The sequence below is a fragment of the Leptospira broomii serovar Hurstbridge str. 5399 genome, assembly GCF_000243715.2.
Taxonomy (GTDB): Bacteria; Spirochaetota; Leptospiria; order Leptospirales; family Leptospiraceae; genus Leptospira_B; species Leptospira_B broomii.
Genome location: NZ_AHMO02000008.1, coordinates 206,636 through 230,000 on the forward strand (window position 1 = coordinate 206,636; position 23,365 = coordinate 230,000).

Genomic DNA, 23,365 nt, shown 5'->3' on the forward strand with positions numbered 1-23,365 from the left:
AATTATAGGTTCGGATAAGCGGCGAATTGGGAAATTCCCAGGAGGTTTGATGAACGCAATCAATTCGATTTCTAAGACCGTAACCGGCCTATTCTGGCTATTGTGGATCGGCCTTCTATTTCAAATTATTCGTCTAATCCCGCAATATGACGGAATCATTATACTTTTCGGTTGGGCGATACTGGCAGCTCATGTAATCGAGACGATTATCTATACGATAAGGGCTCCGCAAAGAGGCGGCTTTAAAATATCGGATGCAGCTCAAGTTTTTATCTTCGGCGTTTTTCATCTGATTCCTGTCAGCTTTTCGAACAACAAATGAGGTCTTTTCGATTCGCTAAGTCTCGTCTTGCCTTTGCATTTAAAGCTAGGCCGGCGAATTTCATTTAATGAATCGAAGCATTCGGCTTTAGTCTAACCGTATAGCTCTCCTACGACTGCCAGAGTTACGGTAGCCTTTGCGATCAATTTTTCCCTTTTTTGATGCTCCGCAAAGACTTCCGATTCGGCCACGATTATCGTTTTCCCCTGATAGATAACTTTAGACTCGCATCGGAGACGATCTCCGATGCGAGTCTAAATAAATTAACCTTAAATTCCAGAGTAAGAACTACCTGCTGTTCTCCGATAAGAGTTCCTGCGGCGCCGCCGGCGCTATGATCGGCTAAAGTGGAGATCACTCCGGCATGAACGAAGTTATTCTGCTGCTTATGTTTATCCTGAACAGCTAACGAAGTTCGAATCAAACCGGGTTCGATCTCGAGTAATTCGATTTCTAATAAGCGAACAAAATTAGCTTCTAGAAAAATTTGTTTAACTCTTTCTCTATAATCGGCGCCTCTAGGTTTAAATTCTCGGCTCATCGTTATTTCGAAATCCTTAATACAAAAATGAAAGTTCGGATTCGTAAATTACCAAGGTTTGAATTATCCCGGCCTCGGTAATTTGCCGAGAATTTCGCCGTATTCTTTCGCCATATTTCGAACGATTTCACCTGCAGGCAAAACGGAATCGATCTGGGCGACTCCCTGACCCGCTGACCAGATATCTTTCCAACGTTTAAATTCCTGGTCGATACTATGGGTTCGATTGTTATGAAAATCGTCACCAGCCTTCTCAACCGAACGTCGCAGCCAGTTTGCGGGAATCCCGGAAATTTTTTCAGTGTATACGATTTCTTCGGGAGGAGAGTCCACAATCATTTGCTTATATTCTTCGGAGGCGGAAGCCTCTTTGGAAGCAATAAGCCTGGTCCCGATATAGACTGCATCCGCTCCTAACGAAAGTGCGGCAGCCATTTGCGCTCCTCCGCTGATCGCTCCTGCTGCAATAACAGGTAATCCGACTTCCTTTTTCAAGTACGGAAACAGGCTAAACGGAGAGATCGCTCCTGCGTGTCCACCCGCACCCTGCGCGACCGCGACAAGAGCATCCGCGCCGGACTTAGCGACTATTCTGGCATGCTTTAAAGTCGTGACGTCGCAAAAAACTTTTGTTCCGACGGACTTAGCTTCTCCTACTATGCTCCGAGGACTTCCTAAACTTGTAATGATAAGTTCAACTTTGAACTCCAGAAGCACTTCCAAATGCTTAGCCCAATTCGGATTATGATCCTTATGCAAAATTAAGTTAACACCGATAGGTTTCTTGGTTCTGGAGCGAATTTCCTCCAGCCCTCTCCGCAATTCTTCGATGGTTCTATAATTTTGGGAGGGAAAAGTTCCCAGTCCCCCCGCTTCCGATACGGCGACGACCAGATCCGGATACGAAACAAGAAACATTGGAGCACCGATGATCGGGAGATCGATTCCGAGCATATCGGTGATAGATGTACGTATTTTCATGAAGAGAAGCTTTTACTTATCAGCCAGCGAATCCATCTTTTTTTTCTGGCTGTTTAGAAATCGAAATCTAGTATTGAACGCATTATGATAGTAACGGTTTCTTCCTACAAAATTCTTCCGGAAAAAATCCAAGAATTTTTGCAAATAAGCTCCGATCTCGCAAAAGAATCCATAAAGGAGAACGGCGTTTATCGATTCGACTTTCTCCAAAATGACGGCGACGAAGGACGATTTCTGTTAATCGAAGCGTATGAAACGGAAGGGTTTAGAAAATCGCATTTGGAGACGCCGCATTTTCTAAATTGGAGAAGAACGGTTCCGGATATGTTTTCTCAAGGAACCACAACCGTACATTATAAGCCCGTTTATCCGGGATCGTCGGACTGGAAAAAAGAATAATGTAGACTTCTTCGTAAATAATTATCGAACCTCCGACTTTTATAGTACACGAAATCGGCTTCGACGGGTCCTTCTATAATGTCGACTGAGCTACTATCTTCAACTATCAAAACGGGAACGTGGATTTCAGGCCGATCGTAATTGTAATTATTTTGGTTACATTTTTGATTTTTCTCAAATTTGCGGGGTCCAAGAAATAGAATGGTAAGAATAACAGGTTCCAAAGCCGCCCTTGTTTCGAACGAAACGAATCCCGTTGAAGACAGTCATTCTCGTTTGCGAAGCGAAAACACTTCGGTTATCGATGATTCGGAATTATTGGATGCTTATTCTCGGTCGGTTGTAAATGCGGTGGATCTTGTCGGACCGGCCGTCGTTCACTTACAAGTCGAATCCAATAATTCCAAAGGAGAGGGCGGTAGCGGTTCCGGCTTCTTAGTAACCCCCGACGGTTTTTTGGCCACCAATAGTCATGTGATAAGCGGCGCCAAGAAAATCCGAGTTAGATTATCGGACGGGTCGACGACTGAAGCCGAGCTCGTAGGGGATGATCCATATACGGACGTCGCAGTTCTTAGAATTCGAGGAAACGGCTATCGTCATGCGAGTTTCGCAGATTCTCAAAAATTGAAAGTCGGTCAGTTGGTCATAGCGATAGGAAATCCGTACGGTTTCGAATCAACGGTGACGGCGGGAGTCGTTAGCGCATTAGGAAGGACATTGCGCTCCCGGACCGGTAGACTGATCGATAACGTGATCCAAACCGATGCCGCGCTGAACCCGGGAAATTCGGGCGGTCCATTAGTTGATTCAAAAGGAAGAATTATCGGAATCAATACTGCGATCATCTTACCGGCTCAAGGAATTTGTTTTGCGGTCGGCTCTAGTACGGCCGAATATGTCATCACTCGACTGATCACTCACGGAAGCGTGAAACGAGGTTACCTCGGTATCGGAGGGCAGAATCAAACGATCCCGATAACGATGCGCGGAATGAATCGAATCAGTCAGGAATCCGGAGTTTTAGTTCAGAGTGTGGAAACGGATTCGCCCGCAAACCAAGCAGGCATTCGGAACGGAGATATCGTAATTTCCTTGTCCGAAAAGAAAATCGAAGGAGTGGACGATCTTCATAAGATTTTGGACGAGTCTAGTATCGGTAAAAAGCTGACGATTCGTTTGTTAAGGGAAGGTTCCCTGAGAACCATTTTCGTGGAACCCAGAGAACTAAAATAAACTTTTCTTAAAGTTCGGGGACATCGATCAAAAGTAGCTCCGAGTTTTCCAGGGATTTGACCTGAAGAACGTCGCCCGTCGTAAAGCCGGCTCCGTCTCTTGAAAGAAGTTCGGTCCCGTTGATCTCAACCTTACCCGAAATCAAGAAGGCGTATACTCCGCCTTTCTTATTCCTACGTTCGTAAGAGACTTCCGCTCCTTTATCAAGATTTCCTAATGAAAACCAAGCGTTTTGATGAATCCAAAGCCCGTCGGAAGCATGTTCCGGAGAGACCAGCAATTGAAAACGGTTTTTGCGCTCTTCCACGGCGAATTTTTTCTGAGCGTATCTCGGAGAAACGGATCTCTTATCCGGAATAACCCAAATCTGCAATAAGCTTAGCAATTCCGACTCCGAGTGATTATATTCAGAATGTCTAATTCCCGTTCCTGCGGACATTACCTGAACTTCCCCCGCATGAATTACGCCGTTGGTACCGATACTATCCTTATGCTCGACCGCCCCTTCTAATGGAATCGTGATAATCTCCATATCTTGATGGGGATGCATAGGAAAACCTGTTCCACCAGCGATAGCATCGTCGTTTAATACGCGGAGAGCCCCGAAATGAATCCGGCTTTCATCCATATAGGAACCGAAACTGAAAGTATGTCTGGATTTCAACCAGCCAAAATCTACGTTTCCTCGCGTTTCCGACTTATGCACTACTGATTCCATGAAATCCTTCCTTATCCTCCTTTAATCCGAGGATACTTTTTAGACGATTGAATTAGACAATAGTTCAATGATAAAGTATATTTCTGAGCTATACGTGATTTTCATCCGACGAAAATCGGATTCATAAGCAATTATGGAATACCGTCAAATCGAGATTAGCTCGAGACAACGAGCTCACTAAATCGAAAACGAAGTATTAACGATTAAGGTTATTCTTGGCTGGGAGTTCCGACGATCGCTATGCATCGGATATAGACTAGAGGAGGTAAAAGAAAGAAACGAGTAAATACTTCTCCGTTGGAAAGCGATTGCGTTCCTGCAGGAGCTCTTTCCAAGGCATTATCGTAAGCGGCCTGAAGATCCGGTTCGAACTTTCCGAAATAAATCGGAAAGAACCAGCCTACGCAACTCTCGCCCTCGATACGATTCTCCGCAAATGCGGGTCTTTCTTTGGCGGGTTTCAATCTGTCGATTTGAAAGAGAAGCTTTTCTCCTCCCGTGCAACCGGAAATCAAGACCGAGACAATCAATATTGAAAAACCCTGACTGAATGTTCGATTCATCGAGTGATCTCCAAGCCGTATCTAAGGCGATAACAACTTGCCCAAGTCCCGTCATCCTTCTTGTAGACTTCCAAATCTCGAATATGAGTGGCATGAGAATTTTTCTCGTGGATTTTGTAGATAAGATCCTGGACTTTTTCGTCGCAACTTTGTTCTTCCTGCTTATATAATCCCTTTTGTACATCGACCGGAACCGGCTTCATTCGGATATTATTAAAAAAGAATATGGTAGATGAGTAGCATCCCGTTGTAAACAGGGCGAGGAATAGAACTAACGATGCTCGCTTACTCATAGAGAGATAATCAAACGATAGTTCGGGCCGATTGGCAAGATTTTTCTAAATTAAAGACGTTAAATTAAAACAGAAAATCCGCAAGTCCGATCGCTATTCCGCAAACAAATCCGAGCAAACTTCCGTTGATCCGAATTTTCTCCAAAACTTTCCGAGTTTTTTCCTCCAGGTTGATCCGAAACTGCCTAGGTTCGAGAAGTTTCAATCCAAGTGCGACCTGTTCGCCTACGTATTGGGATACCCCCGCGTTCGTTCTGGATCTCAAAAATTCCAAGATCGATCGCGCCGGTCCGTACTCGCGTAAATTTCCCAATTTCTTGATGTCTTCCATATGAAGAAGTATCACATCCGTCACCAACCGATTCAATTGGTCCTTCCCGAAATCGGTCAATGCACGAACCGCTTCTTCCTTAGTGGATTCGGGCAAATCATTCCAGGAACCGATATATAAATCCGCACAATCGGAGAATAGGGAAAATACTTCGTACAAAATTCCCTCTTCGTCGGAATCGAATTCTTTCCCGTCCTTTAGGCCTTCTCCGAATTCCCTTATCCTTTTTTGAGGATCGATCAACCAAACTAGAGGTTTTGCGAAGAAGGATAAGTTTTTTGTAATTCGATCCATTCTCATTTTAAAATCCGCTTGATCGGTAGCTTTGACTAGAGCTTCTCCGACTAAGAAACGGACCGTTCCGAAAATTTCCTTCCGGCGATTGAGTTCCCGCAAAATTTCCTGATCGGATCCCGAAAAACGAAAGTTCGTAAGATAACGGACGATATCCTCCTCCACTTTATCCCAAATCAAATCTAGAAGCTTCCTAACTTCCTGCTCTCCTCCCAAATGAGTCTCTATCAGTCGGGAGAGAGCGGAAATATTATCGGGATCGTCCAAAATTCGATCCATATATTCCTTTAACTTCACCTCGTTCACAAGATCGGAGGAGACCCATTTACCGATTTCTTCGGCGATAGTTTCGCTTTCAATTTCGACCGCGCGGTAAGTTTTCCAAACGGCGAACCAATCGCAGACCGCTCCGACCAAACCGCCTTCCAGCCCGTGAAGAAGAACACCTCCCCAAATGGACCGACCCCACTCGCTAAGCAACCCCCAAGCGAGCAAGATTCCGAAAATCGCCAATAACGAATTGGAGAATAGTTGCAGGCCTGCATAAGGCTTTATGACGGATTCCTTATGCATATCCTCACTCAACGAAAAAACCACCTCCCCTTGACCAGGGAGGAAAAAATAAATAATAAAGGCAAAAGAAGCATTACAATAGTAAGAATTACTGAATTTCCCTTATCAAAATAAAGATTGAATTTTCTTTCCTTAGAACATAGTAAGATTTCGTTCAGTTGGGTTTGAAATAACGTTCCACCGTCCGCGTCGATCCACTTCGGGAAGTAACTTCTACGAATCAAAAAACATTCCTTTGGAGCGTGAACTAATTCCTTCTCGTTCGCTCGAAGTTCCCGGAAAGGAATCTCGCTATCCGATAAAACCGTTTCATCCGACATAAGCGTCGGTAAAACGGGATTTTCCGCCAAAGATAAAGTTTCTTGAGGCGGTTTTCCCGGAACAGGGAAAAAGAGGCCCAAGAACTCGGTTCTGTCCAAGAACGGAAGTTCGCCGTACTTCTCTTTCAATCCGTGCTTCCAATCCTCTTTATTCGCGGGCGTATTTAAAACTACAATTCCTTTAAACCAGTCCGTTAAACTCAATCCTTTCGATTCGATTTCGTTTTTTCCAAGTCTCGCAAATACGATTCCCGCATCTAAGCCTTCGTATAGAATGGCCTCGTTCGTACTGTAAAGAAATCGCTTCGGTCTGAGACTTTTTCCGCCGGTTAATTCTTTATAATCCGCGACAGCCCAAGGCATCTCCTTTAATCGGGCAAGATCGCTCCCGGCTCCCTTTACGGAAAAAAGAAAAAGGGAAATCCGATCTTCCATCTCCTTCTCGTATTTTCTATTGATATGCTCCACTCCGTCGACGAGTTGGAGACCTTCGGAATTGACCCATCCTTCCACCAATTGAAATTTGTCCGGGTTCGATTTTAGTATTTTATAAAGTTTGTTAGTGGAACCCAAAATATAGGAAGTCCCGGTCGATTGTAAAAACCTATGCAATCCTTTACCGGCCTCCTCGGGAGAAAGTTCTTCCTCGTAAGCTCCTTCTTTTTTCCAGGCAGTCCAGGGGAGATACCTGCTTAGATACGGCTGAACTGCAATCGAACTGAGGGAGGCATCAGCCTCCATGCCGATCAGGTTTCGATGACCGGCGCGACGAATCAACAATCCCAGGGTAAACGGGCTATCCCCCCATTTTTTACGAGCATTCGTTTCAGGAAATATTTTCGAGTTTTTAGGAAGCCCGGAAAGAGTAGCCTCCACATCCTGCATTTCCAAAGCGGAAAGACTTTCTTTTAGAAATGCGGAGTTCTCCTTCCATTCCAGCTCCGGATGCCAGAGAAAAAATCGGATTAAAGCAAAGAATAAAAGTCCGCCTATACAATATTGACCTACCGTTTTATATTCAAAATTCTTTAACAAATGAACGGCCGTTTCAAGCGCCGATAACGTGAGAAATAAGAGCGAAAGATCCAGAGCCCTATACCAGGGGAATCCTAATCCAGGGAAAAATTTCGACAAAGACGTATCGACGCCCATCCAATAAAAAATCAAACTGGCAAAGAAAACGAACCTGGACGCTGGCGGAAAGATCTTGCGTTTTAAAACGGATCGAATTCCGAACAGGAATAGGATCGGAAAGACGGCTTGAATCCAGTGCAACCCTAGTATAAAATTCGTTAAAAAAGCGATGACTCCCCGCCCTTCCCAGATCGGCGCCAAGGCTCCGGAACCTAGTATGGAAATCAAACCAGGATTGGCCTCCAAAGGAAACGTTTCCGCTCTATAGGAGGAATACTTTAGAAAATTCCACCAAACGGGAGAAGCGATTACGATAGGGAGAAAGAAAACCAGAGAGAACGCCCGTTTGCCCAATTCCTCGCCTAGAAATAAGAAATAAATCAGCAGGGAAATTACGTAAAACAAGGAGGATGGAAAGTCGGAATAGAAAACGCAGGCGCTGACGACCATATATTTGGAAAGGGCCGAAAGCCTGCCGCTTGTTCGGTACTTTTCTAAATAATAAAATCCTAATAAACTCCACCCCAGCCCGAAAAACCCGGTTACGGTTCCGCTAAACAATCCTACCAAGGAAAGTCCGAACGGTTCTTCGCCCGAACAGAGAAAGAAAAAAAGAAGGCCGGACATCGCGAGCATAACCGTGTTCGCTCTATGGTTGGTTTCGCTCAAAAGCAAAAGGCTGAATTTTATGAAAGCGTAAGTAAAAAGCAGAACGGAAAGCAAAATTCCGATGTTAAACGAAAGAGTCAGCGGGGACCAAAATAGAATAGTCTTATGCAGCAGCGCGACGGTGAAATAGAAGAAAGGCGGCTCGAAGAAAAAAACGGGCATCCCGGAGAACCACCGAGTATCGTAGCCGAGGGATTCGCCGCTGGAAAGAAGCGAATCGTATGTTTCTGCCAAATGAGTTTGCGCATGAAGACTCCAACCGGATAAGGCCTCGGAGGTCAGCAGAAATCGTAGTTTTATGATGATTACTAAAAAGGAAGCCAGGAGGAGAAGCGGCCTTCGCCACGCCGGAGCGAGTCTCCACTTCTTAAATTGAAAAGACATGGCGAGAAGGTACGCAAGGCCGCCTAGATTGACAAGCAAAAGAGGACGAAATCGCCCTTAAGTTCATTCGTCGCATCTTAAAAACAACGACAAGGAGGAGATTATTCCTCCTTGACATTTTCCTGTACATATTTTCTGAATTCCGCTTCGCTCATTTTATCCGCGTATAGTGGATAAAGCGCAGTGATGAGCTCTTCCAATGTGGGAAATTTCGCCCCGTCGAGCTTATAGGCCATAAACGGTCCTCTCATGGCTTCTATTCGGCGAATCCTAATCGATCCCTGCCGTTTGCCATCTGTCTATACCATGTATTTTCAAGTGCAAAACAATTAAACCACAAAAAGATTACTTTATTTTGGCTCAGTTAGTTCTTCCTTTATGCTCGAATCCGATTAAAAGTACGTCGTCTTTCGGACCTCCAAGTCCGAGAAATTTAAGTAATTCGGAGTATATCATAGGAATCAAAATGTTTAATTCGGCATCCCTACCTTGGCGTAAAAACCCTAAAACTCGTTCGTTGCCGAAGTAATCGCCCATCTCCCGGGAAGCTTCGGTTAGGCCGTCGGTAAAGCAAAGTACTCTAAATCCGTAAGGTAATTCGATTTCCCGTTCTGTATAAACGAAGTCTTTGAGAAGCCCCACCAAAGGGTTTTCGCATTCTAAAAATTGCTCCGCACCGGGTGTTTGCACGATGACCGGCGGCGATCCGGCAAGAGAATATCGTAATGTTCTCCTATCATTAGAAACTTCCAATATCGAAGCGGAAAAGTACGTTCCCACGTTCTTATATGTTCCATGAAATTCCCCGCTAAGAGCGGACATTAATTTACCCGGACTAACTTCCTTTGTCCGGTGGTCTTCGTATGCTCGCCGGATTAAAATAGTCAGTAATGCTGCCTGCACTCCGTGTCCCGTTGCGTCCGCGACAAAAATTCTTACACGCCCGTCAGGTAATTCCAAAATATCATAAAGATCCCCGCCGACTTCCGCCAACGGTTTATGCAAAACTTCGAATATCAGATCGGAAATGATGATTCTCTCGTTGTCTTTTAGGTTCAGCAAATCTTTTTGAATCTCCCTGGCGACCGTTAGATCGTTTCGAATCAACCTAAGAGCATTTCTCAATTGCTTAGTTCTTTCTTCCACACGCTTCTCCAGGTTTCTAGAAAGATCGATGAGCCGATCCAAATTCTCGGAACTTCGGATGGAAAGAAAAATAGACTGAGCGATTAGAAAGACAAACGCGCCGACATGTGCAAAGTAACCGGTATCTAAAAAGAATGTGGCGTAAAAAAGGTCGTGAATCATAGCCGCATAAATAAAAATGAAGCCGCCCAAAATAGTGATCGCTCCTTGTTTGCGGCGGACGGCAGCCTTCGTCAGGGAATATAATCCGAGCGCTCCGGCCAAAAATGCGACTAAGTAATAAATCGTGATCGTAAAAGTAAAAATTCGAACCGGGAGCGCCAACACGATAATCGTTGCGAGTATCGCGATCCACCAAACGATATCTACGAGCACCCTTTTGGATTCCCTCGGAAAAATCGAAAGGATATAGCTCAGGAATACGGGGATCGCCAGATAGAAAGTGATATATTCAATTCTTATAAAATGTTCGAATCCCAAAAAAGTAAGATATTCGGATGCGATTCGGGTCCCGGCAAAAATTCCGCGGGTAGCCATTACGATGCAAAAAATTCCGAAATAGAGAGAGGCCGGTTCTCCTTTTCTAAAAACCGCGAAAATCAGATGCAGCATTCCGACGCAAAAAAGTCCTCCTGCCAAGAAAATGTCCAAGTATCGCTCATTTTCCCAAGCTTTATGTAAGGACTCGGATTCACCAAGGCGGATCGGGGACCAAAAGCCGCCTAATCGATGGTCCTTATTAGCGATCAACATATCAATATGAAATTCATTTCCTTTCGGTACGAATCGAACGAATCGATTGCACCAGGCAGGCTTCACTTGAAAGGCGGTCTTATCCTGTGAGGAAAGGAATTCGACGGAGCCGCATTCGACCATCGTTTCTCCGTCGATCATCAGCCTGTATGCGGAACTTTGTTCCGGTACGAGTAAGGCTAATTCCTTGTAATTCCTCTCCAGTTTAACCGTTAGCTCATAGGTTCCGTACCCTTCGCCGATTCTTGTTCCGTTTTTTCCGTTCCAGGAAGAAGGCACGCTTAACGTTTCTGTGGGAGTTTCTTCTCCGACTCCCTTCCAGTATAGCCAATGAAATTTCCAGAGGCCGGCTAAAAGAATAGGATCCTGAAGATTTAAATCATATTTCCCTAAGTCGATTTCTCCCTCGATCACAAACGGTCGATTCGAATCGGCTTGAGAGATGGAAGGAGAACAATGCGAAAAATTTAGTAAGAGAAGCGCCGCTGCACAGTGGCAAAAAAATCCCCAACCTTCCTTTTTCCCGAAGGTCACGGGATTACGAACAAGCAAAATACGGATAGACCCGGTTCCGAATTTCCGGAACGAACGCTGTAGTTTTCGAAAAAAATACTGAAATCGAATCAAGAAAAACACGTATCTTGAGCTTGCATGACGATCCGGATGCTTTCGATCTAAAAAACTGCCACATTTTAAGAAAAAAACAGATCCTACCATTAAACCTGAATTGACATTTGAAAGCAATGTTCCGACTATAGCAGAGAAAGATCCAATTTATTGGAATTTTTATCCGGCTTATTAGCCAAAGGGACGTAAAAGTGAAGCAAATTATTCAAAACCAGCGCATAACCCGGCGGTTTTCCGCCCTTCTTCTAATGGTAACAATCGCCTTGATAAGTCTTGGTCCGATAGACGTTCTTGCGGAGGATGTCCTTCTTAACGTTTCGTTCGACCCCACTCGAGAACTCTACGAAGACATCAATAAGCAGTTTTCGGATATCTGGAAAAAGAAAACCGGAAAAGCCTTACAAATCCAGCAGTCGCATGGCGGGTCGGGTAAGCAAGCTCGCGCGGTTATCGATGGACTGGACGCGGATGTTGTGACATTGGCGCTCGCTTACGATATCGATAGCATTGCCGAAAACGGCGGGTCGATTTCTAAAGATTGGGAGAAAGCATTCCCGCATCATTCGGTTCCATACTATTCTACCGTCGTTTTTCTCGTTCGAAAGGGAAACCCTAAAAAACTTAAAGATTGGGACGATCTTGTAAAACCCGGCATCGGAGTGATCACTCCGAATCCGAAAACATCCGGGGGAGCTCGTTGGAATTATCTCGCTGCTTGGGGATTTGCGAAGAAGAAATACGGATCGGAAGATAAAGCCAGGGATTTTATAAAATCTTTGTATAGAAACACGTCCGTGTTGGACACGGGTGCACGCGGATCCACGACTACCTTTGTTCAACGAGGAATTGGAGACGTTCTTTTAGCCTGGGAGAACGAAGCGGAACTCGCTTTGGACGAATCGCGCAAGGCAAACGGAGGCCAATCCAGATTCGAAGTCGTTTATCCGAGCACAAGCGTCCTTGCAGAAACTCCGGTTGCGATAGTTGAAAAAGTAGTCGCGAGAAAAGGAAACAAGGAGATCGCCAAAGCTTATTTGGACTTCCTATACACAAAGGCAGGTCAAGAAACGATAGCAAGACATTTCTTCAGGCCGACCGATGAGGCGGTATTAAAAGCAAACGCATCTAAGTTTCCGAAATTAAAACTGTTCGACGTTCGTGATTTGGAAGGCTCTTGGAAAGCGGCTCATAAAAAGCATTTTGCCGATGGCGGAGTTTTTGATAGTATCTATAACGACGCAAAGAAGTAACAGTCTCCTCGAAGGGCCGAATAAAAACGGCTCTTCGTTTGACGAATTTCCTCGTCATACAACAATCGTCGGTGGGAACTTCCTAAATCGCGGAAACTGAAATTGAAAGTTATCATTCGCCCCTATTCTAAAACAAGTTTCGGCCTCTCTCTAGGCACGACGATTTTTTATCTAAGCCTTTTGGTTATCATTCCTCTCTCCGCCTTATTCTTCAAATCCGCAAATCTGGGTTGGTCCGGTCTTATCGATGTATTTTCCGAAGATAGAATACAAAAAGCATTATGGCTAAGTTTCGGCGCCGGAACCGCTGCCGCGATTATCAATTTATTCGTCGGCTTTCTATTCGCTTGGGTATTAGTTCGATACGAATTTCCGGGTCGAAAAATTTTGGACACTTTAGTTGATCTTCCGTTCACTCTTCCAACCGCGGTTGCAGGGATCGCTCTCACTGCGATTTATTCTTCTAACGGATGGATCGGAAGGTTTTTGGATCCGCTTGGAATCAAGGTGGCCTATACTCCCCTAGGCATCGTAATCGCTCTGGTATTTATAGGATTTCCGTTCGTCGTTCGGACGGTTCAACCGGTTTTGGAGGAACTCCCCAAGGAATTGGAAGAAAGCGCCTACTGCCTCGGTGCAAATCGTCTACAAACTTTTACGCGGGTTCTTTTTCCTGAACTCTGGCCCTCGCTTTTAGCAGGAACCTCGATGGCGTTTGCGAGGGGAATCGGGGAATACGGATCGGTCGTTTTTATTTCCGGAAATTTACCCGGAAAAACGGAAATCCTTCCACTTTTAATCGTCACGAAATTGGAACAATACGAATATTCGAAGGCGACCGGAATCGCCTTATTGATGTTACTACTTTCTTTTTTTATAATGTTTACGATTAACTTTTTCCAGAGTAGGTCTTCCAGGAGATTAGGATGAGAACGGAACCTACTTGGATTCGAATAGCTCTAATCGGCGCTGTCCTCTTTTTGGCCGGGCTGATTCTCGTATTACCCATCGTGACGGTTTTCGCGGAAGCTTTCGCAAGAGGTGTAGACGGTTATATTACCGCCTTGCAGGATCCGGATACCATTTCCGCATGGTTGATGACTTTGAAAGTCGCCGGGATAGCCGTCCCTTTAAATACGCTTTTCGGCGTTGTTGCCGCCTTCTTAATCACAAGATTCGAATTTCCCGGAAAGAACGCGTTATTAACCGTCATCGATTCCCCATTTGCAGTATCGCCCGTTATCTCCGGTTTAATTTTTCTGCTTTTGTTCGGGAGACAGGGATGGTTCGGAAATACCTTGGACGAATACGGAATCAAAATCGTATTCAATACACCGGGCTTAGTAATAGCGACCCTATTCATCACATTGCCATTTGTAGCCAGAGAATTGATTCCTTTGATGCAAACTCAGGGCAAGGAGGAAGAAGAAGCCGGCATACTATTAGGAGCCTCTCTTCCGAAACTATTCGTCAAGATCATTCTTCCGAATATCAAATGGGGACTACTCTACGGAATCATTCTCTGTAATGCGCGCGCGATGGGCGAGTTCGGAGCCGTGTCGGTTCTGTCGGGACATATTCGCGGAAAAACGAACACTCTTCCTCTGCAAATAGAAATGTTATATAACGAATTTAATTCGGTCGGGGCTTTCTCGGCGGCTTCTCTACTCGTCTTCCTATCTCTACTTACACTATTGGTGAAGACGATTTTAGAAAAGAATTTACAAACAAAATCGATTGAACCTCCGGAAGAAGATCTAACCGATCCCAAAGATAGAAAAACCTCCGAGGCAAATCCGTCGACCGCCGCAGATCCGGTCATTTAAGGAGAAAGTAATGTCCATAGAAATACGCAATGTAAGCAAACGTTTCGGAGAATTCCAAGCCTTAAAGGACATCAACCTGACGATCCCGGAAGGAAATCTAGTCGCATTACTAGGACCGTCCGGGAGTGGTAAAACTACTTTACTCAGAATCATTGCCGGACTCGAGGCGGCGGACGAAGGGGAAGTTTATTTTAACGGAGAGAAAACGAAAAATAAGAACTCGAAAGATCGCGGAGTCGGTTTCGTTTTTCAACACTATGCGCTCTTTCGCCATATGACAATTTTTGAAAATATCGCGTTCGGTTTAAAAGTTCGTCCGAGAGCCATCCGACCTTCTAAAGTAGAAATTCGTGATAGAGTTTTTCGTCTCTTAAAGCTAGTCCAGTTGGAGAATTTTCACGACCGTTTTCCTTCCGAATTATCGGGAGGCCAAAGGCAACGAGTCGCTTTAGCAAGAGCGTTGGCAATCGAGCCTAAGTATCTACTTTTGGACGAGCCGTTCGGAGCTTTGGACGCTAAAGTAAGAAAGGAACTCCGTACTTGGTTGCGCAGGCTTCATGATGAAATCCATATAACGAGCGTCTTTGTCACCCACGATCAGGAAGAGGCTTTGGAAGTAAGCGACTCGATCGTTATTCTTAGAGCCGGAAAGATCGAGCAAATCGGAAGTCCTGATGAAGTTTATAACAAACCCAAAAACCCGTTCGTATTTCACTTTCTAGGCGACGTTAATCTTTTCCATGGACGAGTTCAGGATGGCAAGGCTAGAATCGGCGACCAGCATGTCGAATCCCCCGAACATTCCGAAATCCAAGACGCCGAGGCAGTCGCCTACGTTCGTCCCTACGATGTGGAAATCTTACGATCCGCCGAAAACGGAATTCCAGCCGAAATTCAATACATTCATTCAACCGGCAGAAATGTTCGAGTCGAGTTAAAGAGATTAGATTCCGGTTCTCTAATCGAATCTCTTATCGACCAAAATGCTTTCCGCGAACTCAATCTACTGCCCGGCGAGAAAGTCTATCTTCGGATTCGAAACGCAAAAGTTTACGTCGAAGATTTTTCAATTTAAATCAATCGCGCTTATAGATGAAAGTACCGGGTATTTCGGCCCTACTTTCTATTTCTTCCGACAATTCAAAACGAGTATTCGAAGTATGTCAGATTTTCTGCGGGAAAATATGCTCTAACCCAATCTCTGTTATAACATATTTATATCTAATATAACAAATAAGTTGATTTAATTTAATACATTATTTCTGCTATCCTTTCATAGGAGATGAATATAATGTCGAAAAATGGATTAAAACTAGCGAGCCTCGCTATCGGATTAGCCGCATTTTCCTTTCCAATTCAGACTGATGCCCAGGGGCAACCAGGTATGGACCCCACAATTAATTCCGAAACGAAACCGATAGATCCGGCAGCCCCCCCTCTACCGCCTAAGGAAAAGCAAGAAGCAAAGCCCATACAAAATAGCGCGGAAAAAACGGACAGCAACGGCGATAGCCGCCAGGGCATCGTTAAAGAAAAAGAAATCTACAAAAGTCCATTGGTGGGAAATACCCCCGGTGAATACCTTAGAAACCTTCAGGTAACTCCTGAGCAAAACAAGATCATCCGCTCCAACTCGGACCTCTGGATCCAGGATAGATTCCGAGTAGGCTTTTCCGTTCGACCAAGATACGAGTCGGTCAATAACATGGATTTTAATAAGACGACCGCGGATAATTCGAACGTATTTACCGGACAGACCCAATTTTATCTTATCGCAGATATTAATAAATATGTAATATTTAAGGCGACATTGCAGGATTCCCGGGTATGGGGAGGAGAACAGTCGCCGGCATATTCCGGAACATCCCGTTTCGAATTAGGCACCAATGGCGGGGTGGTTTATGATACTACTAAAACTTCTCAAAATCAGGTCCCGGTTCTCAACAGCACGTCGTTCCGAGAGGCGTTCTTCGATATTCGCAAGCCGGACCAGTCCCTGCGACTGCGCCTGGGGCGACAGATCATCGATTTCGGTGACGGGCGAATATTAGGCGCAGCAAACGACAATCAGATCGGAAACTCGACGGACGGACTCCGGTTCACCGGAAAATATGCAAGCAGCGTATTGGACGCATTCGGGAGTGTCGTAACGGCGCAGTACAATTCATCCGGGCTAGTAAGTGCAAACACATCGCTTCCGAATACCTACTTAGTTGGAGCCAATAACTTTACGAAAGTTGCAAGCTGGCTTGCCTTGGATGTCTATGATTTTACGGTTCTAAAAAAATATAATCCGGCTAACGCTAACACTGCGGTTAATAAACCAACCGACCAGCAGAATACGTACGGTTTTCGTTTAACGAATAGAACCGAAAACAATGCTCTTCCCGAAGGAATGTTATTCGACTGGACTATCGAAGCTGCCTGGCAAGGCGGATACGACGGCCTACGAGTAGGCACAAGTTGGCTTCAAAATGCTACCGACGGAAATACCGGCGCCGGTGCGATCAACGCATTTAATAACAAAAACCTACTGATCGAAAATGAAAACCAAAGATATAACGCTCACTTCCTCACTTTGCAGGCTGGAGTGAATCCGACCAAGGATTTAAGAATCGGTATTCAATACGTATATGCGTCCGGCGATCCGAATCGAAGTGATTCGACAGTAGGAACCTGGAACGCGCCGTTTCCGACAAGACGGATCGCGACCGGGTTCGTTCCATATAGTGGAAACGGTATTGCAGGTGCATTCTTTTGGCAGAACGCAAAAGATTACTCCGTTCATATCAAATGGAGCGCCGGAAAATGGGGGACGTTCATAATTAATCCTCATTTTTATTATAAGGCGAAACTTCAGGACGCTTATTATAATAATAATGGAATTGTTACCGGCGGTTTGGCGGCTAGTACGGAAGATTTTTCCAATAATCAAAAGTACAACTATTCGGCCCAACATTTGGGAAAGAAAATCGGATCAGAGTTGGATTTAATTTATATCGTAACGCCTTGGGAAAACGTTTCTATATGGGGAGGCATCGCGTTCGTTCGCGCGGGAGACTCCATTCGAAACGCGCATGTGTCGGTTCCTACTTCTACTGCACCTTCGATCTATACCGGGAAACCGGATGCGTCTTATTTCTTTTTGCAAACGGTATTCGCAATATAGATATCTTTCGACTCGCTTCCGAAAAAAGAAGCGAGTCCAATCTCTATCCTCCTTAAAATCCGACGACAAAGGCCATCTCATCAATGCAGTTAATAAGCGAATTTTGCGGGACGAATTCCTGCCCTCCGATGAAAAAGAGTAGCTCTACGCAAACTAGATGATGCTATTTCGTAAATACCGGATTGGAAATTTTTTAACAAATTGGAATCATTGCCGTTCAGCTTAGGTCTTAAGATGAGATATATTCGGAAGTATGTGACACTTTGGCGGTGTCGCAAAAGGAGAACAATGATGGGTCGTTTTCTCTCGATCCCGGACTCTATACAAGAGTTTACCGACGAGAGGTGTTCGCTTAGCAAATTGAATCGGATTGCGGCGATCGGGTTCTCTCTTGCATTTCTATTTTCCTGTGCGACGGTCGCCCCTTCCACCGTCCAAAACAAAGAAATTTATACTACAAATGCAAATGTTCAATTTTTGGAGAAATATCAGGTAGCCATCCTGGATTCCTCTGATCGCGCCATACCGCTCGAAGAAGAGCTAAAGGATTTATTAATCCAATCTGGAAAGGTGATCGTCATTGACAGAAAGAAAACCGCCGACGCGCTCAACGAAATTTCTCTTAGCCTGCAAGGATTGGCTGATAAGGAGAATGCTCCGAAAATCGGAAAACTACTTTCCGCCCAGAAGTTGATTCAGATTAAAGAATCGGGCCGTAAATGGTCGGTGGAGTTAGTCGACGTACAGACATCCAAGATCGATTTTAACCGGTCGTTTTCCGAAGGTGGTTCTCAAAAAGCATTTCAGGAATTGGTGGATTTTTTGTCCAGAAACCTTCTACTCAGGAATCTAAGCGGACTACGACCCAAACAAAGCTCGATAAAAGTAAGTTTGAGTTCTTCTAGAAAGTTGTATAAAAATAACGACCCGGTTTCTTTCGAAGTTAAGGTCTCGGAAGATTGTTATTTATATTTAATATTACTACAAAGCGATGGAGAATCGATCTTACTATTTCCTAACGATAGCTCTCCTTCTAATTTCGCAAAAGCCGGGGACACCATTCTCATTCCGGATGGAAAATCTGGATATATATTGGCGGCAGGTGAACCGTTCGGTTCTGACATGATTAAGGCAATAGCATCGAAAAAAAGTTTGAATCTCTTCGACTCCACTCCCGTGCCGGGAACTCCCTTCGGAAGGATCGTAAATCCTTTCGACGTAATTTCAAGAGGTATCAAAAAAATTAATACAGAAATTCGTGACGAAGATTGGAATACCGCGGAAATCATGATCCAGACGGAAGCCGATTGAATTTGAAAAAGTGACTTAAAATCCGAATCTCCGGTACTATCACACGGAATTTTGGCAACTGCATTACTTGAAGCCTTGGATGGAAAAGCGAATACGAACGGAAAATACGCAGACTAGTTCATATATAAATTGGAGAGTTCTCGAAATTGCGAAGTCCCCCAAAAAGAGCAATACTCGTATTCTTCTCAAAGGGGTAGAAACTTCGTAATCTCGGAATAAATCGTAGATTATTTTGTTAGAATTTCAGTTCCTGTACCGTCTCCCCAAGTTCCTTCGAGTCTCGCCCCTCCGTTTGTTACGGTATAAATCACCGGATAAGTATCTCCCCAATCCACCGTGAGAACGTTTCCATCGAGAGTTCCGGTTCCGCTGTAACTGTTTCCGACAGTCCATGCAAAATAGTACGACCCGTCGTCGTTTTGCCTGATCTGCACCGACCCTCTATATTTCGACCCGTTCGGATTCGTTCCCGAAACTTTATATGTCCCGCCGATCGTCAAGACCTGGGCGGAAACGTATGTGAAAGAAAAGACTAAACTAATTATAGCCAAAAGAATCAAAATTTTTGAACCAAATTTATGCGACATGAAAACCTCCCTTTTCGGGTGCGTATTATACTTATTCTTCTCACCCGAATCAAGAAATTTACAAAAGAAAAGTCCTTAATTTTCCAACTTAGATGAGAAATATAATCAAAATAATTTATTTTCTTCGCAAAAAACCAAATTCGAATTTAACGTTCAGGGTTAAGGAGTCTTGGGAATAGAATTCAATCCGCGCAAAATCCATTTTCTGGAATCCGCCGGATCGATTACGGCATCTATCTCCAAATAGGAAGCCATATTCATTGCCTTCCCTCTTTCATAAGCTTCGTTGACTAAGCGATCGAATAATTTCTGTCTTTCGTTCCAATCTTTAATTTCAGCAAGTTCCTTTTGAAATCCGGTGCGAATTTCTCCTTCGATTCCCATCGCTCCGAATTCGCCCGAAGGCCAAGAAATCGTAAAAACCGGAGCATGAAAGCTACCGCCCGCCATTGCCATCGCACCTAAACCGTATCCTTTCCTGAGAACGACAGTAAAAATCGGAACCTTACAAGCGGCAGACTCTTCGAATAAACGCCCAGCTTTACGCACTAAACCCTTCTTCTCCACTTCAGGACCGACCATAAATCCGGGAGTATCACAAAGAAATAATATTGGTATATTAAAAGAATCGCATAGTTTTATAAAGTCGCTAGCTTTATCCGCCCCTTCCGCATCGATTGCCCCTGCTAAATGAGTAGGATCGTTAGCGACAAGCCCTAACACTTTCCCTTCGATTCTAATAAAAGCCGTGACCATACCCGCTGCAAATTTTTGTTTAAGTTCCAAAAAAGAATCTTCATCAGCGAGAATCTTAATTAAAGAGCGAATATCGTAGGAACGTAATCGATTTTCAGGAATAGCCGTTCTCAATGCTCGTTGATCAGTGCATGAAAAATTTATAATGTCCCCTTGAAAATAGGATAAGGTTTTTTTTGCAATTTCAACGGCTTCTATCTCGTCTTTGACGAGAATATCTACGACTCCGTTTTTAGTCTGAATATCGACCGGGCCGATATCTTCCGCAGAAAAATTGCCAAGACCTCCCCCTTTAACCATAACAGGTCCGCCCATGCCTATATTTGATCCCTGAGTTGCGATAGTGATGTCGCTGCAGCCGAATAAAGCTGCGTTCCCTGCGAAACAACGACCGGAAGTAATCGCAATACGAGGAGCAATTCCTTTTAAACTCGCATATTGGCGAAATGTGTGCAAATCCAAACCGGCTACCGCGGGCATATCGACTTCCCCCGGACGACCGCCTCCGCCTTCGGTAAAAAAGACTAACGGAAGTTGAAGCTCCTTAACAACCTGCAATAAACGATCCGTTTTTTTATGATTCATTGCTCCCTGCGTTCCCATAAAGACGGTGTAATCGTACGCCAGAACAGCGCAGCGCGATCTATGCGAGTCAAAGATTGCCCCGTTTACGTTAGCCAATCCGGTAATCAAACCGTCTGCTGGACTCAATTTGATTAACTCATCCAGGGATCGTCTGCGACGTTGCGCCGCAATCGCCAACGCGCCGTACTCCACGAAAGTACCAGGATCGCAGAGATCGGCAATATTCTCCCTAGCGGTTCTTTGCCCTCTTTTATGGCGTTTGGCTACGGCTTGAGAGCGAAAGCTATCTTCGTTTAACGACAACCGATTCAATAAATCCTGAAGATCGGGACGAATCGAATCCAAATTTATTTTACTCTGATCTTCCGAAGCCGAGTCTATTACTTCCGACGGCCTGACAAAAAGCAAAGATTGTTCTGGAGCCACAATGGAACCTATCGAAATCGGAATTCTTTCCACCAAACCCGAAACCTCGGTATTAATTACGTGCTCCATTTTCATTGCGGAAATAATCGCGATTTTTTGCCCTTTTCGAATCATTTCGCCTTCGGCGACGCAGATTTCCGTTAAACGTCCGGAAATCGTAGAAGGAACTTGCAAAGTTCCTAATGGAGCCTCCTCTATTTCGGTTACTTCCGGAATTGATTCGTTTTTATCCGATAAGAAAGAAAACTCTTTATGAACTTTAGAATGTTCAAATACGGCGGATCCGGAGATTTCGTCTATCATTCTGGTATAAACCGCATAATTTTCCATTTCCGGCAAAAGGAGAAGATTCTGGAGAAATGTCTTATTAGTTGTAACGCCTTGGATATTAAAATCACTCAATGCGCGATAAGCCAAAGATATGGCGTCTTGAATGCGCGAACTTTTACTATGGACGATAAGCTTCGCAAGCAATGAATCGAAACTAGGATTCATTACGTATCCGGAATATGCCCCTGTATCAACGCGAATCCCCGGCCCAGTTGACGGCTCAAAGACTGCCAATTTTCCGGTCGACGGCTGCGGATTGCCGGTTCGATCAAGAGTCTCAGCATTAATTCTTAGCTGAATTGCAAATCCCGTAGGAGGTGCAATCGCCTCGGGCCAAATTCCTAGGTCTTTCAAAGATTGCCCGGCGGCTATGCGCAATTGTAGCTGAAGCAAATCGATTCCGGTCACTTCTTCTGTAACAGTATGTTCGACTTGTAAACGTGGATTAGCCTCCATAAAGTAAAATTTTCCTCGCGTATCCTCATCGACTAAAAATTCGAATGTCCCGAGACTCGAATATTGCACACTTCGAGCTAAACGGAGAGCCGAATTTAGAATCGAATCCCGAATTTCGGGGGATAAATTGGGAGCCGGCGACACCTCTATCAATTTTTGATTTCTTCTTTGTAAGGTGCAATCTCTCTCCCATAAATGAGCGATTTCTCCATGAGTATCGCCTACGATTTGGACCTCGATGTGCCGAGCTCTCGGAAGAAATTGCTCAACGTATAAATCTCCGTTTCCGAACGCGGCTTTAGCTTCGGAAGAACATCTAAGAAAATCTTCCTCCATTTGATCCAGATTTCGGACCCTTCGGATTCCTCTCCCTCCGCCACCGGATAACGCCTTGATCATTAACGCTCCATGTTGAACGAAAAAATCCTTCGATTGAGCGAGTGTAGTAGGACCTCTGGTCCCAGCCAGAACCGGAATCGAGTTCTGTTCCGCTAATCGAATCGCCTCGAGTTTATCTCCCAGGGTTTTGACAACCCGCGAAGAAGGACCAATAAATTGTAACCCCTCCACCAAACAGCTTTCGGCAAACTCAGCGTTTTCACTTAAAAAACCGTAGCCCGGATGAAGAAACAAACAATGCGTCTCCTTCGCGACTCGGATCAGTTGCTTCGCGTCCAAATACGCGTGGCTTCCGCTGCCATTTAACGCAATGGAATGATCTCCGCACAGACGATGTTTCGAATCTGCGTCGTCCTCGGAAAAAACGACTACGCTTTCCCATCCTAGCGCTGCGGAAGCTCGTGCAATCCGAATCGCGACTTCCCCTCTATTTGCAATTAGTAATTTCTTGGATGCCATATGTAGATGGGCAGCAATCTCCTCCAAATTGCGAAAGAGTCGACTATAATTCGGGTTTGAAACTTGTTCTTGGAAAGAGGAAAAGTCTTATAATTGGTTTGATTAAAAAACTTTTTAGAATTTAACCAACACAAATAGACGAACTAAAAAGAACTCGTTACAATAAACAATTAAAAAGTGCGTAAGTAACGAAATCCTTTCATCAAAACTCGTAATATATTATAATTTTATAAATTATCTTTGAAACGCTATCTGCGCGGCGGAGGCAGTGCGGATTTACAGGTAGCCGATAGTTCGGCCTCATGATTCCTCAAACAACCGATCGGACCTCCATTGCCATGTCCAGAATCGCCACAAAATTTTTGTTCGTCCGAAGAGCAGGCCTGTCTTATTGCCTCATGCTTTGCATGCATTTCCGCTAAATGCGATTTACAAGCTGGAGATAGCTTAGAATCGTTCTCTCTAAAACAATCGTGTAAGCGGGGACCATGTGGAACGTTTTTACAATAAGTTTGTCGATCCGTTGC

General features: G+C 44.6%; 22 protein-coding genes (1 of these 22 only partly in view). 9 read left to right on the forward strand and 13 right to left on the reverse strand.

Annotation, left to right across the window (positions count from 1 at the left end):
* Positions 1-49: 49 nt before the first annotated feature.
* Positions 50-322: a hypothetical protein gene (locus LEP1GSC050_RS06340; protein ID WP_010570409.1), complete on the forward strand. Its 273-nt coding sequence runs from the start codon at positions 50-52 to the stop codon at positions 320-322.
* A 92-nt stretch (positions 323-414) separates the two neighbouring features.
* On the opposite strand, the gene LEP1GSC050_RS21300 is transcribed toward LEP1GSC050_RS06340, so the two are convergent.
* The 3 genes from LEP1GSC050_RS21300 to LEP1GSC050_RS06350 all read right to left on the reverse strand — a co-directional run bounded on the left by LEP1GSC050_RS21300 (position 415) and on the right by LEP1GSC050_RS06350 (position 1,844).
* Entirely contained in the window at positions 415-570 is a 156-nt protein-coding gene (locus LEP1GSC050_RS21300) for a PaaI family thioesterase (protein WP_408605397.1), read from the reverse strand.
* Complete coding sequence (locus LEP1GSC050_RS06345) at positions 516-863, reverse strand: PaaI family thioesterase (protein WP_010570410.1); 348 nt, start codon at positions 861-863, stop codon at positions 516-518. Before LEP1GSC050_RS06345 ends, LEP1GSC050_RS21300 begins: the two co-directional genes overlap by 55 nt.
* Before the next feature lie 63 nt (positions 864-926).
* Positions 927-1,844, reverse strand: a complete 918-nt coding sequence (locus LEP1GSC050_RS06350) for an NAD(P)H-dependent flavin oxidoreductase (protein WP_040911196.1) — start codon at positions 1,842-1,844, stop codon at positions 927-929.
* A gap of 84 nt (positions 1,845-1,928) precedes the next feature.
* Between LEP1GSC050_RS06350 and LEP1GSC050_RS06355 the strand changes: the two genes are divergently transcribed.
* Both LEP1GSC050_RS06355 and LEP1GSC050_RS06360 read left to right on the forward strand, forming a co-directional pair.
* Positions 1,929-2,243, forward strand: coding sequence for a putative quinol monooxygenase (locus tag LEP1GSC050_RS06355; RefSeq protein WP_010570412.1), 315 nt, complete (start codon positions 1,929-1,931; stop codon positions 2,241-2,243).
* Between the two features lie 201 nt (positions 2,244-2,444).
* A complete protein-coding gene (locus tag LEP1GSC050_RS06360; RefSeq protein WP_010570413.1) occupies positions 2,445-3,479 on the forward strand; it encodes a S1C family serine protease in 1,035 nt (344 codons plus the stop codon).
* 7 nt (positions 3,480-3,486) lie between these two features.
* On the opposite strand, the gene LEP1GSC050_RS06365 is transcribed toward LEP1GSC050_RS06360, so the two are convergent.
* From LEP1GSC050_RS06365 to LEP1GSC050_RS06390, 7 genes are all read right to left on the reverse strand, one after another.
* Complete coding sequence (locus LEP1GSC050_RS06365; RefSeq protein WP_010570414.1) at positions 3,487-4,197, reverse strand: pirin family protein; 711 nt, start codon at positions 4,195-4,197, stop codon at positions 3,487-3,489.
* Positions 4,198-4,406: 209 nt separating this feature from the next.
* Positions 4,407-4,760: a hypothetical protein gene (locus tag LEP1GSC050_RS06370; RefSeq protein WP_010570415.1), complete on the reverse strand. Its 354-nt coding sequence runs from the start codon at positions 4,758-4,760 to the stop codon at positions 4,407-4,409.
* A complete protein-coding gene (locus tag LEP1GSC050_RS06375; protein WP_010570416.1) occupies positions 4,757-4,963 on the reverse strand; it encodes a hypothetical protein in 207 nt (68 codons plus the stop codon). The genes LEP1GSC050_RS06370 and LEP1GSC050_RS06375 overlap by 4 nt, the downstream gene beginning before the upstream one ends.
* A 154-nt stretch (positions 4,964-5,117) precedes the next feature.
* Positions 5,118-6,251, reverse strand: a complete 1,134-nt coding sequence (locus LEP1GSC050_RS06380; RefSeq protein WP_040911199.1) for a membrane protein — start codon at positions 6,249-6,251, stop codon at positions 5,118-5,120.
* Between the two features lie 8 nt (positions 6,252-6,259).
* Positions 6,260-8,758 (reverse strand): hypothetical protein, encoded by a 2,499-nt coding sequence (locus LEP1GSC050_RS06385; protein ID WP_040911471.1) that lies wholly within the window; start codon positions 8,756-8,758, stop codon positions 6,260-6,262.
* Positions 8,759-8,859: 101 nt separating this feature from the next.
* A complete protein-coding gene (locus tag LEP1GSC050_RS21200) occupies positions 8,860-8,994 on the reverse strand; it encodes a hypothetical protein (protein WP_020988308.1) in 135 nt (44 codons plus the stop codon).
* A 124-nt stretch (positions 8,995-9,118) separates the two neighbouring features.
* Positions 9,119-11,374, reverse strand: coding sequence for a PP2C family protein-serine/threonine phosphatase (locus tag LEP1GSC050_RS06390; protein WP_020987517.1), 2,256 nt, complete (start codon positions 11,372-11,374; stop codon positions 9,119-9,121).
* A gap of 158 nt (positions 11,375-11,532) precedes the next feature.
* Between LEP1GSC050_RS06390 and LEP1GSC050_RS06395 the strand changes: the two genes are divergently transcribed.
* The 6 genes from LEP1GSC050_RS06395 to LEP1GSC050_RS06425 all read left to right on the forward strand — a co-directional run bounded on the left by LEP1GSC050_RS06395 (position 11,533) and on the right by LEP1GSC050_RS06425 (position 18,840).
* Positions 11,533-12,534 (forward strand): sulfate ABC transporter substrate-binding protein, encoded by a 1,002-nt coding sequence (locus tag LEP1GSC050_RS06395; RefSeq protein ID WP_051184895.1) that lies wholly within the window; start codon positions 11,533-11,535, stop codon positions 12,532-12,534.
* Between the two features lie 102 nt (positions 12,535-12,636).
* Positions 12,637-13,464 (forward strand): sulfate ABC transporter permease subunit CysT, encoded by an 828-nt coding sequence (gene cysT, locus LEP1GSC050_RS06400; RefSeq protein ID WP_010570420.1) that lies wholly within the window; start codon positions 12,637-12,639, stop codon positions 13,462-13,464.
* On the forward strand, positions 13,461-14,360 hold the full coding sequence (gene cysW / locus LEP1GSC050_RS06405) for a sulfate ABC transporter permease subunit CysW (protein ID WP_010570421.1): 900 nt from the start codon (positions 13,461-13,463) through the stop codon (positions 14,358-14,360). The genes cysT and cysW overlap by 4 nt, the downstream gene beginning before the upstream one ends.
* Positions 14,361-14,370: 10 nt before the next feature.
* Positions 14,371-15,435 (forward strand): sulfate/molybdate ABC transporter ATP-binding protein, encoded by a 1,065-nt coding sequence (locus LEP1GSC050_RS06410; protein ID WP_010570422.1) that lies wholly within the window; start codon positions 14,371-14,373, stop codon positions 15,433-15,435.
* Positions 15,436-15,651: 216 nt separating this feature from the next.
* Entirely contained in the window at positions 15,652-17,529 is a 1,878-nt protein-coding gene (locus LEP1GSC050_RS06415; protein WP_010570423.1) for an alginate export family protein, read from the forward strand.
* A 288-nt stretch (positions 17,530-17,817) separates the two neighbouring features.
* Positions 17,818-18,840 carry a DUF4384 domain-containing protein gene (locus tag LEP1GSC050_RS06425; RefSeq protein WP_232225668.1) on the forward strand — a complete coding sequence of 341 codons (1,023 nt, stop codon included), beginning with the start codon at positions 17,818-17,820 and terminating at the stop codon, positions 18,838-18,840.
* A gap of 227 nt (positions 18,841-19,067) precedes the next feature.
* Here the strand turns inward: LEP1GSC050_RS06425 and lfb1 are convergent, their stop codons facing one another.
* The 3 genes from lfb1 to LEP1GSC050_RS06440 form a co-directional block, all read right to left on the reverse strand.
* Entirely contained in the window at positions 19,068-19,427 is a 360-nt protein-coding gene (gene lfb1 / locus LEP1GSC050_RS06430; RefSeq protein ID WP_010570426.1) for an LIC10280 family protein, read from the reverse strand.
* A 159-nt stretch (positions 19,428-19,586) separates the two neighbouring features.
* On the reverse strand, positions 19,587-22,838 hold the full coding sequence (locus LEP1GSC050_RS06435; RefSeq protein WP_010570427.1) for an acetyl-CoA carboxylase family protein: 3,252 nt from the start codon (positions 22,836-22,838) through the stop codon (positions 19,587-19,589).
* 248 nt (positions 22,839-23,086) lie between these two features.
* Positions 23,087-23,365: the 3' portion of a hypothetical protein gene (locus LEP1GSC050_RS06440; protein WP_010570428.1), read on the reverse strand. It continues 102 nt past the right edge of the window; only the last 279 of its 381 coding nucleotides appear in the window; its start codon lies off the right edge, out of view — the gene reads right to left on this strand; it ends in the stop codon at positions 23,087-23,089.

What these genes read in the sequence shown, in the direction of transcription:
- LEP1GSC050_RS06355 (WP_010570412.1), top strand. Translation starts at nt 1,929, where the DNA reads ATGATAGTAACGGTTTCTTCCTACAAAATTCTTCCGGAAAAAATCCAA.
- cysW (WP_010570421.1), top strand. Translation starts at nt 13,461, where the DNA reads ATGAGAACGGAACCTACTTGGATTCGAATAGCTCTAATCGGCGCTGTC.
- LEP1GSC050_RS06435 (WP_010570427.1), bottom strand. Translation starts at nt 22,838, where the DNA reads ATGGCATCCAAGAAATTACTAATTGCAAATAGAGGGGAAGTCGCGATT.
- LEP1GSC050_RS06380 (WP_040911199.1), bottom strand. Translation starts at nt 6,251, where the DNA reads ATGCATAAGGAATCCGTCATAAAGCCTTATGCAGGCCTGCAACTATTC.
- LEP1GSC050_RS06425 (WP_232225668.1), top strand. Translation starts at nt 17,818, where the DNA reads ATGATGGGTCGTTTTCTCTCGATCCCGGACTCTATACAAGAGTTTACC.
- LEP1GSC050_RS06350 (WP_040911196.1), bottom strand. Translation starts at nt 1,844, where the DNA reads ATGAAAATACGTACATCTATCACCGATATGCTCGGAATCGATCTCCCG.
- LEP1GSC050_RS06375 (WP_010570416.1), bottom strand. Translation starts at nt 4,963, where the DNA reads ATGAAGCCGGTTCCGGTCGATGTACAAAAGGGATTATATAAGCAGGAA.
- LEP1GSC050_RS06340 (WP_010570409.1), top strand. Translation starts at nt 50, where the DNA reads ATGAACGCAATCAATTCGATTTCTAAGACCGTAACCGGCCTATTCTGG.
- LEP1GSC050_RS06345 (WP_010570410.1), bottom strand. Translation starts at nt 863, where the DNA reads ATGAGCCGAGAATTTAAACCTAGAGGCGCCGATTATAGAGAAAGAGTT.
- LEP1GSC050_RS06410 (WP_010570422.1), top strand. Translation starts at nt 14,371, where the DNA reads ATGTCCATAGAAATACGCAATGTAAGCAAACGTTTCGGAGAATTCCAA.
- LEP1GSC050_RS06395 (WP_051184895.1), top strand. Translation starts at nt 11,533, where the DNA reads ATGGTAACAATCGCCTTGATAAGTCTTGGTCCGATAGACGTTCTTGCG.
- LEP1GSC050_RS06390 (WP_020987517.1), bottom strand. Translation starts at nt 11,374, where the DNA reads ATGGTAGGATCTGTTTTTTTCTTAAAATGTGGCAGTTTTTTAGATCGA.
- LEP1GSC050_RS06415 (WP_010570423.1), top strand. Translation starts at nt 15,652, where the DNA reads ATGTCGAAAAATGGATTAAAACTAGCGAGCCTCGCTATCGGATTAGCC.
- LEP1GSC050_RS06360 (WP_010570413.1), top strand. Translation starts at nt 2,445, where the DNA reads ATGGTAAGAATAACAGGTTCCAAAGCCGCCCTTGTTTCGAACGAAACG.
- lfb1 (WP_010570426.1), bottom strand. Translation starts at nt 19,427, where the DNA reads ATGTCGCATAAATTTGGTTCAAAAATTTTGATTCTTTTGGCTATAATT.
- LEP1GSC050_RS06370 (WP_010570415.1), bottom strand. Translation starts at nt 4,760, where the DNA reads ATGAATCGAACATTCAGTCAGGGTTTTTCAATATTGATTGTCTCGGTC.
- LEP1GSC050_RS06365 (WP_010570414.1), bottom strand. Translation starts at nt 4,197, where the DNA reads ATGGAATCAGTAGTGCATAAGTCGGAAACGCGAGGAAACGTAGATTTT.
- LEP1GSC050_RS21200 (WP_020988308.1), bottom strand. Translation starts at nt 8,994, where the DNA reads ATGGCCTATAAGCTCGACGGGGCGAAATTTCCCACATTGGAAGAGCTC.
- LEP1GSC050_RS06385 (WP_040911471.1), bottom strand. Translation starts at nt 8,758, where the DNA reads ATGTCTTTTCAATTTAAGAAGTGGAGACTCGCTCCGGCGTGGCGAAGG.